The organism is Streptomyces ossamyceticus, assembly GCF_001418475.1.
GTDB lineage: Bacteria > Actinomycetota > Actinomycetes > Streptomycetales > Streptomycetaceae > Streptomyces > Streptomyces ossamyceticus.
On sequence record NZ_LIQX01000207.1, the window covers coordinates 1 to 10,058 of the forward strand.

A 10,058-nucleotide genomic window follows, 5' to 3' on the forward strand; every position below is an offset into this window, starting at 1 on the left:
CGGACCCGGCCTGCGAGACCACTCCGCGACCACCGCCCTCGACGCGGACGCGCGGGTACGACCCGATACGCTTCTTCACCTGGAAAGTGCCTCCGACAGGGGCGGGAACAAGGGCCTAGACAATCCTCATTCTCGCTGGTCAGAGGCACTTTCTGCTGTCCTGATCACCTGCTGGACAGCCCACTTCGTGAAAGCACGAGGCTAACGCCCGAACACCCCCAGCGGTTCGATGCCGCCAACGTTCCATGAGAGGCGGGAGCCGAACTCGCGGCCCCGCTTTAGGAGTTCGATCGAGCGGCTCCCCTACGGCCCACGCCGTCATGCCCGTATGGCGCGTGTGATCGCTCAAGGTCGCCTGCGTCCATCGTCGTTGATGTCAGCCGGTGATGTCAGGTTGGATGATCCGATGGAGCGCATTGAGGCCGAGCTGTTCACCGATGGTGGCAACAGCGCAGTGGTTCGCCTGCCGGGCAGACGGTTCCCCGGGGTACTGGTGCAGGGCGACTCCCTTCACATCCTCCGCAGCGACGTGGCCGAGGTGGTCGAGGCATGCGAGCGAGGCGACGTGGATGAAGCTCGGGACTCCGCCGGCCTTCTTCTGGCGAACCTGGATGCTCTGCTGGCGCGGTACGAGGCGGCGTTGAGCGAGCACGAGATGCCGCGGCCGTACTGAGCTGCCGGGCCATCAGCTCGGGAAGCTTGGGTTCTTTGCCGGTAGTTGCTGCCCAGACCTGCGGCGAAGCTGTTGTGAGACGTGGGGGGCCGACTCGTGTTCCCCGCCATTCCCCGTGGTTGCCCGCACGACCTGGCACGGATCTGGTATGACCTCTTCGTCCCGAACTCTCGGCTGGGGGTCATTGAGGTCTGGTGAGTTGGTGAGTCGGCCATTGACGGTCGTTGGCGGGCGGCTGCGGTCGTGGTGGTTGCCGTACTTCGCTGCTGTACAGGTCATGGGGATCAGGGAAGCCGCCCGGCCTCGTGAAGCGCGTCGAAAGCCATCTCGTCGACAGCGGAGACTCGGTCCCGATCGGTGTAGCGGAACCACGCCTTCTCGGCGATCTCCCTCGACGGGGTCAGCTCGCCGCGGTGATCGGCGGTGTAACAGATCATCCGGAAGGGGCCGTGATCCGGATGGCCCTCCCCGATCTCGAACGTGCCGAAGTGCACCATGGAACCAGGGTCGATAGCCGCCCGCAGTTCCTCGTCGATCTCCCGCACCAGGGTCTCGCCGTCGGACTCGCCCGGCTCGCGATGACCGCCAGGGAAGTAGAAGCGATCTCTGCCGTGGCTACGCGTCACCAACACCCGGTCGTCCCGAACCAGGATCCACGCCACCTTCTCCGGCACACCATTACCAGTCGCCATGGCCCTGGACCGTATCGGAAGGCACCATCTTCGTCAGCGCCGTCCAGCCTCAGCCCCGCTGCCGGCGACGTTCACATGAGGAAGCCGTGCCGGCGGGAGCGTAACGCCGAGCTTTGGAGGACGACCGCTTCGTCCCGAAGCAACCTGGGCGGAGGCGCCGCCTTGGGCTGCTGTGCCCTTCGCCTGTACTGATGGTCCGCAGGCGTTCGCGCTCGTCCGCCGTTGTTCGTCGGCGCGGTCACGCAGATGGATACTTACGCCTCTGGTCCAGGGCGATGGTGCCTTGTGGCGGGGGGCCCGAACGAGGTCCGTCTCGTGGCCGTCAGGGGTGCCTGCCTGCCCCACGCGCACGACGCGCGAGTGGCGGCTGGTCGTGATGCACTGGGTTTATGGGAGGTGCGTCATGTCAGGTCGTGCTGGAAAGACCCGCAACATCTTTCTCGTTTGGCTGATCTGGCCGCTGATTACGCTGGGTATCTACCACCTGGTCTGGTATTACAAAGTGAATCGCGAAGCTCGGGATTTTGATCAGCGGATCGAGGTCAATCCGGTGTTGGCCCTTTTGGCTATCACTGTCGGCTGGCTGGTGATCATTCCCCCCTTCGTATCGGTCTACAACACCGGTCTGCGCATTGCCCGTATGCAGCAGTCGGCCGGGATGCAGCGGGACTGCAATCCCTGGATCGGACTCATCCTTTTCATCGTGGCCGGCCTGTACCCGCTCTACTACCAGCACGAGTTGAACCAGATCTGGGCTCACTACCAGATCCCACAAGAGGGCGAGCAGGTTCCTCTCGCAGCCTGACGCGTGCCGTGACACGGCTCCGGAGGCCGCATGGGAGTTGCACGGGACCCGGTGACAGCGAAGCGCGGGAGTCGGTCACCGGCTCCCGCGCTGTGTGTGGTGGTTCTGCCGCTGTCGGGGCGGGTCACCGCCCCTTGCGGAGCCCCTCCGCGCCCTCGGCCCGGTGTTCCGTCACGGCGTCCAGGCGGGCCGTGATCACCAGCGTCCCTTCCTCGACCTGGTAGTCGAGCGGCAGACCCAACGCTCGCATCGCCGCGACCATCCCCGTGTTGGAGGACTGCGTCACGACGTATACGTTCGCGCAGCCGGCGTCGCCCGCCATGGCCACCAGCCGGCGGAGCAACTCGCTGCCGATACCGCGCCGCTGCCAGTCGTCCTCGACGAGCAGCGCGATCTCCGTCTCGTCGCCGTCCCAGAGCAGATGGCCCAGTCCGACGAGGCGTCCCGAGGTGGTCTGCGCGGCGAGCGTCCGCCCGAAACGGGGGCTCAGCAGATGCTTGAGGTACCGGTCCGCGTCGCCGACCGGCCCGTGGTACCGCATGCTCAACGTCCTCGCCGAGCACCGCTCGTGCATGGCCTTCGCGGCGCGCAGATCGCCCGCATCGGCACGGCGCACCGTGATGTCGTTCCCCTCGGGCAGCGTCAGCACGTCCTGACTGCGCGGGATCCGGGGACCGAGCCGCGTGTCCAGCTCCACCAGGGCCCGCGCCCGAGCGAACTCCGTGGGCGTGAACGGCAGATACGGCCGCTCCACCGTGATCGTCCCGCCCTCCGGGGCCCGCAGCCGCATCACCGTGTCCTCCAGGGCCCCCTCGACCGGGGCGCTCTCCTGGACCCGGCCCGAGCCGGGAGCGGTGGCGGGCAGCGAACGGATGGTGCAGCGCCCCAGCAACTGCCGCAGCGCCAGAGGGAGTTCCGCGGCGTCCAGCGCCGTACGGGTCGCCAGGCCGAGCACCCGCGTCGGCGCGTCCACCAGGTCGTGGGCGTCGCCGCGCTCGATCCAGGTCTCGCTGCCGCCCGCGTCGGACACCGACCGGCTGATCTCCGTGGCGGACAGTTCCTCGGGCGCCCGCAGCAGGAACTCGTCCACGGTGCCCTCGGCCAGCGGGTGCGTCTGGAGGCTCAGGATGTCGACCCGGTGGGCCGCCAGCGCCGTGCACAGCGTCGCGAGCGACCCCGGTTCGTCCTTCACGGTCGTCCGCATCCGCCACAGCACCGTCGCCCCGGCCATGGCCCCGGCGCCCGCCGTACCCGCCACGCCCGCCGCGCTTGCCTCGCCCACTCCGGCCGGCCCGGCCTGCCGCTCCGCGGGGAGCGACGGCCGGGCGCCGGTATCGCTCGTGGGCGGCGCGTGACCGTGGCGTCGTGTCCACCACACGTGGAACCCGGCAGCGACCGGAAGGACGGCCGCCGCGACCGCCGACAGCACCGCACCGCCCGGGCCTTGCGCGGTGGAGCCCGCCACCGCGTCGGCCACCGCCGCCGCCGCGAGGAGCGCGGCTAGACCGACCACGGCCCGCCGCCAGTGGCGCACCGGGCGACCGTTCCTCGCCCGCGTCACATCAGACATGTCTGGAGTCATGTGGCCACTGTGAAGGAAGGGTGTTGCGTGATCACGAACGCTTTGTGACTGGCCGGTAAAAGCATCGTTCCGTCCCTTTTGTTGCAGGTTGGACGACCGATGGCGTCGCGGCAGGCCGTACGGCTGGTGGGCCGGATCAGACCGCCAGCGCCGCGCGCAGCCGCCGTGCCTCGGTGACCAGCCGGGACGAGCCCCTCCGGTCCGCCGCCAGATCGAGGTGGGGCAGCTCCCCGCGTGCCCCGGACCGCTCCACGCATTCGGCGGCGACGGCCAGCAGCTCCCCGAGCCCCCGGATCGGCGTGGTGGCCTTGGCCCGGCCCTTGCCGCCGCCCTCGGCCCGGTTCGTGTTCTCGCCTTCCGTATCGCCCTGCTCGTCGGAGAGTTCGGCGAGCAGGTGCGGCAGGGCCGCTCGCAGGACCGCCCAGGCCGTGCCGTACGCGCCGGTGGACGCCGCCGTACGTATCGCCTCGGCGATCCGCAGCGGCTTCACATAGCTGGTCACGGCCAGTCGACCGAGGTCGGCACCGGCCTGCTCGACGTCGAGCTGCCCCCGGGCCGCCAGCACCAGCAGCGCGTCCACGGCGGCGAGCCGGTCCTCCGGCCGCTTGGCGCCCAGCCCGTACACCACGCACAGCCGCACGGCCTCGCCCGCCTCGCCCTCCGCCTCGGCGAGCGTCGGCAGGAACGAGAACCCGGCCCCGGTGTCCTCGATGACGCCCTGCGACAGATCCCGCAGCACGCGTGCCGCCACCAGCTCCGGGCGTCCCGGTACGACCGCGAGCCACTGCCGCCACTCGGAGTCGTCCCAGTGGGAGCAGTACCAGCGGCCCCGGTACTCGGCCAGCGGGCGCCCCAGCCGGCGGACCTCCGGCGGGAAGGACTCACTCTGCAACTCCGGGAGCTCCCTGTACTCCACGAGGAACCTCGGCCCTTCCGTACGGCTGCTCCGCACGGGCTGGGAGGGCACCTCGGTCGCCAGCCACTCCGCCAGCCGGTCGCCTTCCCGGGTGCCCAGCTCCCGCGCGGCCACCGCGGCGGACTCCGACGCGGCCGGATCGGCGCGCCGCACCCGCAGCAGCGCCTGCGCGAAGTCCGACCGGCCGGGCCGGGCCCCGAGCCGCCGATAGGTGTCGAGTCTCGCCACCAGTTCCCCGGGCTCCAGCGAACCCGTGCTCCAGGTGGGTGTGGCCAGCAGGAACGGCAACGGCTCGGTACGGACGCGATGGGCGACCTCCCGCAGCCGGGCGTCGCGGACCCCGGCGAGGCCGCTGTGCACACACCCCCCGGACGTGGGCGCGTCCGAGCGCGCGTCGTGCAGGACGGAGAGGCGGACCCGCTCGAACAGTGACGCGAGGACGATCTCCAGGTCGTGCGGTGAGTCCCGGAAGTACCGGTCGACGTGGGCCGGCTCCATCTCCGCCCACCAACGCCCCGCCACCACCGGACCCAACGCCTCCACGAGTGCCTCACGATCCCGGTGGGCGTGGCGTACGAGACCGTCCAGCGTCCGCTCGAAGGCGCTGATGTCGCCGTCCGAGGCCAGCAGCGCGTTGACCTCCTCGGCGAGTTCGGCGACCGTCTCCGGCGCCGGCACGAGTCGTGTGGGCTCGGGCACGGGAGGGAGCAGCTCCTCGTACGCCTCCGGGGACTCCTCTGCCGCGGAGACACCGAGGACCTGCTGGGCGCGGGTCCGCAGGCCGGGGCTCAGATCGGCTGCCGCGCCGGCGATCTCCTCGCGTGCGGCCTCTTCCTCGTCGGGGATGTCGCCGATGTGCCGTTCGACGAGCTTCAGCGCCCGCTCCTGCACCTCCGTGTCCTCGTGTCCGAACGCCTGGGCGACCACGGGGAGCAGAGCGCCCGCGGTGGACGGGTCCTGCTTGAGGACCTTGCCGAGCAGGATCAGCTGGGAGCGGACGAGCTTCCGCTCGGGGCGGAAGAGCACGGCGCCGGACAACTCGATGAGCCGGCGCGACCCCAGTTCACCGTCCAGGGCGAAGTCGGCGAGGACGGACTGGGCGTGCCCGGCCACCGAGGAGGGGGCGTCCGCGGACAGGGACATCCAGTCCGCGATCCGCTCGCACCGCTCGTCACGGGTGAGGTCGAGCGAGGTCAGCAGGCCGAGGAACACCTTGTTGTCGGCCGTGGAGCCGCCGCCGCGCAGCAGCCGGGACACACAGCCGTCGATGAGGACCTTGCGGTCGAGGAGACCCTCCTCGGCGAGTTGGGTGAGGGCGTAGGTCCAGTTGTCCAGTCCCTCGCCGTACCGCCAGTCGCTGCGGGCGCCGATCTCCGCGATGTCGAACAGGGCGGTGACGAGCTCCGTGAGATGCGGGTCCTTGCGCAGATTGCCGATGACGGTGCCCGCCTTCCAGCGCGCCCGGCCGATGTGCTCCATCCAGCCCCGCACATAGGTCTCGGACGTCGGCACGGCACAGCCCGCGAGCCGCACCAGGCCGGACATCAGCTCGTACGGCACCTGCGCGGTCAGCGGGCGCTCCGCCAGCCGGTGCACCAGGTCGTCGAGCCAGCGCGGCTCACGGTCGCCGAGCACATCGATCAGGACGGGCGTCGGCGCCTGCCGCCAGCGCATGTCGGACCCCGCGATCCAGTCGGCCACCCCCGCCGCGCCCGTCTGACAGGCCGCGCCGGCCGCGTGCAGCGCCGGATACGCGCGCTGGAGGGGCGAGCCCCACGGTTCGGACCGCAGCTTCTTGCGCAGCTCCCTCAACTCGGGCATGCACGTCCGTCGTTCGGTGTCCGTCATGCCGTCCGCCAGGGTGACGACGTCACCCGTGTTTCCCGCTCGTACCGCGTTGACCAGCGTCGTCGCCGTCATCGCACACCCCCCTCGATGCTCGTGCCGCTCGGTTCCCTGTCGATCGTCGTACCGTCCTGCTCACCGGGTGCCGATATCCCCCCGGTCCCCGCGTCCGCGCCCCTGCGGACCATCCGGACGGCCAGCGCGTGCTTGCAAGGGCCCCTGCCCCCGCGGTACTTCGCCCACCACAGGCAGGAACAGCTCAGTGTGCCCCCGTCGTCGCGGACCCGGTGAACATGGCCGTCCTCGGCGGTGACCGTGCCGAGCGAGCCGTCCAGGGAGACCGCCCCGGCGGCGACCAGGCCACGGGCCGAGCGCAGCCGCGGATTGTGCCGCTCGACGCGGTCGGCGTCGTAGGGGAGTTCGCGGTGGAAGTAGGCGGCCTCCGCCGTGTCGTAGCCGACGCGTCCCGAGGTCCCCAACCGGGTCAGTGCCGCCCGTACCCGTTCGGCGGTGAGGCCGGAGGACGCGGCCAGGTCGCCGACGTCGATGCGGGGCTCCCAGGCGAGGAGGACCGAGATCAGCTCCGCGTCCTCGGCAGCCTCGTCGGTGGCGAGGGCCTCCAGCACGCCGCCCTCGCCGGAGAAGCCGCGCGCGGCCTCCGGGGACAGCGTGAGGGTGAGCCGCATACCGGGCAGCTCGACCTCCCACGCGCTCGCCAGGGCCGCTGCCCCGGCGGCCGGCGGGCCGTAGACGCGCAGCGCCGTCGCGTGGCGCAGGACCCGCTGGAGGGCCACCAGCCGCTCCGGGCCGGGCAGACAGACCGCGCCCGGTACCGGTCGCGTCGTCGGGCGCAGGACCCGGCCCGAGGGCACGACCCACTGGGCGCCCCGCGACGCGCCCCGCCCACCACCGCGCGGCAGCGACCGCAGGAACCGTACGGCCTCGGCGGCGGGCAGCTCGGCCCGCAGATCGAAACCGGCGGCGATCACCTGCGCCTCGGCGAAGCCGCGCAGCCAGCGGTCCGGCAACGGCACCTTCTTCTCCACCACCGGGCCGCCCAGCGTGGTCACCGCCAGCTCGTCCGGGCCGACCCGCAGATGCAGCGGATCGTCGGAGCCGACGCGGGACAGCGCCTCGCGCAGCGGGTTGTTGACGTCGACGTTGGTCGTGCCATGGCCGACCTCGCCCCCGTCGAGCCCCGGCTCCAGCACGTCGAGCCGGGCGTACACCCCGCCGCAGCCGGAGAACGACTCGAAGCGCAGCCGGTCCCCGTTGCCCGTCACCACCGGGTCCAGGGAGGCCCGCAGCTGCTGCTGGTGGTAGCGCGCCGCCGCCACGTCGGCGACCGTCAGCAGAGCGGCCGCGGCCACCTGAGGAGAGGTCAGGAAGCCCGCGAAGAACCGCGGATGGTCCTGGAACCCCGTCGGGGTCGCACCCCGGGAGGTCTCCAGTCCCAGCCGGTGTGCGCCCGCCGCGGACTCCAGCACGGAGGGTCGGGTATAGGCCACGGCCTGCAAAGATCGCGTCATGGGAAAACCGTAGGAGCGACCACTGACAACGCGCGATGACCTGCGAAAACGCGGCGGACGGCCCGGTGTTGCCGAGCCGTCCGCCATGTGACCGGGGGCCAGGGTCTCCGCCCCCGCTTCAGGCCGTGCGGGTCACTGTCCCACCAGCCCCGGCTGGAGCGTCTTGGTGTAGAGCACGCTGCCGTCCTGCTCGCGCAGCCGCACCGTCAACTCCCCGCTGTGGCCGTCGATGTCGACCTCGCCGAAGAACTGGTAACCGCCCGCGGGCGACACGTTCGCCGTGGTCGGCGCCTTGATGAAGACCCGCTCGGGACCGAACGTGTTGTCGAGGGAGTTGGCAGGGAAGGCACCGGCGTTGAGCGGCCCGGAGACGAACTCCCAGAACGGCTCGAAGTCGGTGAACGCGGCCCGCGACGGCTGGTAGTGCTGCGCCGAGGTGTAGTGCACGTCGGCCGTCAACCACACCGTCCCGGTGATCTTCTGGTGCTTGATGAAGCGCAGCAGTTCGGCGATCTGCAGCTCACGTCCGAGCGGCGCGCCCGGGTCGCCCTGGGCCACCGCCTCGATGTTCGGCTTCCCGTCGCCGGTGTCCGGCACGACCAGGCCGAGCGGCATGTCGGAGGCGATCACCTTCCACACGGCACGGGAGCGCGACAGTTCCCGCTTCAGCCACCGCAACTGCTCGGCGCCGAGAATGCCCACCGGATCGGTGGTCTGCTTGCCGGGCGAGTTGGCGTCGCGGTATGTCCGCATGTCCAGGACGAACACGTCGAGGAGCGGGCCGTGGCGCATCACCCGGTGCACCCGGCCCTCATGGGAGCCCGGCCGCAGCGTGGAGATGGGGAGATACTCGCTGAAGGCGCGCCGCGCCCGGGACGCGAGTACGTCCACGCTCTTCTCCGTGTAGCGGCCGTCGGTGAGGATCTCTCCCGGGTACCAGTTGTTGATGACCTCGTGGTCGTCCCACTGCACGATCGACGGCACCTGCGCGTTGAACCGCTTCAGGTTCTCGTCCAGCAGGTTGTACCGGAAGTTGCCGCGGAACTCCGCCAGCGTCTCCGCCACCTTGGCCTTCTCCTCGGTGGTGACGTTCCGCCAGGTCCCGCCGCCGGGCAGCGTCGCCGTCGCGGCGATCGGGCCGTCGGCGTAGATAGTGTCCCCGCTGAACAGGAAGAAGTCGGGGTCCAGCCGTCCCATCGCGTCGAAGATGCGGTAGCCGCCGCGGTCCGGGTTGATGCCCCAGCCCTGCCCGGCCAGGTCGCCCGACCACAGGAACCGCACGCCGGAGCGCCGCTTCACCGGCGTCGTACGGAACGTGCCGGTCACCGGCTCGCCGGTGCGGCGCGGGTCGTCCGGGTCGGCGAGGACCACCCGGTAGTGGATCTGCTCACCGGCCGGCAGACCGTGCAGCCGGGTCGTCCCGGTGAAGTCGGTGCCGGCGCCGAGCAGCGGGCCGTGCCACCTGCGGGGGTTGCGGAACGACTCGGTGGCGGACGTCTCCACGATCATGCGCGCCGGCCGGTCCGAGCGCACCCACACGAGACCGGAGTGCGCGGTCACGTCCCCGGCCTGCACACCCCAACCTGCCCGCGGCCGCCCCGACAGGGCGAACGCCGGAGCCGCCGCGAGCGAGCCCGGCAGGGCCAGGGCCGCCGACGCGGCCAGGGAACCGCGCAGCACACTGCGGCGGCCGGGCAGGGAGATCGGCGGACGGTGTGACATGAATGAGCCTCCTGGGACGGATTCGGCCAATGCGCAGTGCCACAAGTACTGGTGCGCCGAGGCGCACGCGGAAACGACAAGTGAACAACTGACCGGGGTTGCGGGGGAAGCACGCCGCGCCACCGGAGCGGGGTGTGTCGCACGGGTCCGGCAGCGCGTGTCGCGCGGTCCGGGAGGGACGAGTCGCGCGGGCCCGAGCCGGACGGGCCCCGCGGGAGCCGGGCGGGCGGCGCGCGTCCGAGCCGGGCGGGCGGCGCAGGGGCGCGGAGTGGTGGCGCGCGGCCTGGGAGGGGT

General features: G+C 71.3%; 7 protein-coding genes. 2 read left to right on the forward strand and 5 right to left on the reverse strand.

From position 1 onward, the window contains the following. Nucleotides 1–328 precede the first annotated feature (328 nt). A complete protein-coding gene (locus AOK15_RS16725) occupies nucleotides 329–673 on the forward strand; it encodes a DUF6959 family protein (RefSeq protein WP_240508457.1) in 345 nt (114 codons plus the stop codon). A gap of 284 nt (nucleotides 674–957) precedes the next feature. Here the strand turns inward: AOK15_RS16725 and AOK15_RS16730 are convergent, their stop codons facing one another. Beyond that, a complete protein-coding gene (locus AOK15_RS16730; RefSeq protein ID WP_055517545.1) occupies nucleotides 958–1,365 on the reverse strand; it encodes an NUDIX hydrolase in 408 nt (135 codons plus the stop codon). A 403-nt stretch (nucleotides 1,366–1,768) separates the two neighbouring features. Between AOK15_RS16730 and AOK15_RS16735 the strand changes: the two genes are divergently transcribed. Next, on the forward strand, nucleotides 1,769–2,170 hold the full coding sequence (locus AOK15_RS16735) for a DUF4234 domain-containing protein (protein WP_205632147.1): 402 nt from the start codon (nucleotides 1,769–1,771) through the stop codon (nucleotides 2,168–2,170). A 124-nt stretch (nucleotides 2,171–2,294) separates the two neighbouring features. On the opposite strand, the gene AOK15_RS16740 is transcribed toward AOK15_RS16735, so the two are convergent. The 4 genes from AOK15_RS16740 to AOK15_RS16755 form a co-directional block, all read right to left on the reverse strand. Next, nucleotides 2,295–3,740 (reverse strand): GNAT family N-acetyltransferase, encoded by a 1,446-nt coding sequence (locus AOK15_RS16740; RefSeq protein WP_079058528.1) that lies wholly within the window; start codon nucleotides 3,738–3,740, stop codon nucleotides 2,295–2,297. A gap of 148 nt (nucleotides 3,741–3,888) precedes the next feature. Then, nucleotides 3,889–6,588: a DUF6493 family protein gene (locus tag AOK15_RS16745; RefSeq protein WP_055517550.1), complete on the reverse strand. Its 2,700-nt coding sequence runs from the start codon at nucleotides 6,586–6,588 to the stop codon at nucleotides 3,889–3,891. Further along, nucleotides 6,585–8,042, reverse strand: a complete 1,458-nt coding sequence (locus tag AOK15_RS16750) for an SWIM zinc finger family protein (RefSeq protein ID WP_055517552.1) — start codon at nucleotides 8,040–8,042, stop codon at nucleotides 6,585–6,587. Before AOK15_RS16750 ends, AOK15_RS16745 begins: the two co-directional genes overlap by 4 nt. A 132-nt stretch (nucleotides 8,043–8,174) precedes the next feature. Then, the gene (locus tag AOK15_RS16755; protein WP_055517554.1) at nucleotides 8,175–9,764 is read right to left on the reverse strand and encodes an alkaline phosphatase D family protein; all 1,590 of its coding nucleotides are present in this window, start codon (nucleotides 9,762–9,764) and stop codon (nucleotides 8,175–8,177) included. Nucleotides 9,765–10,058: the final 294 nt, after the last annotated feature.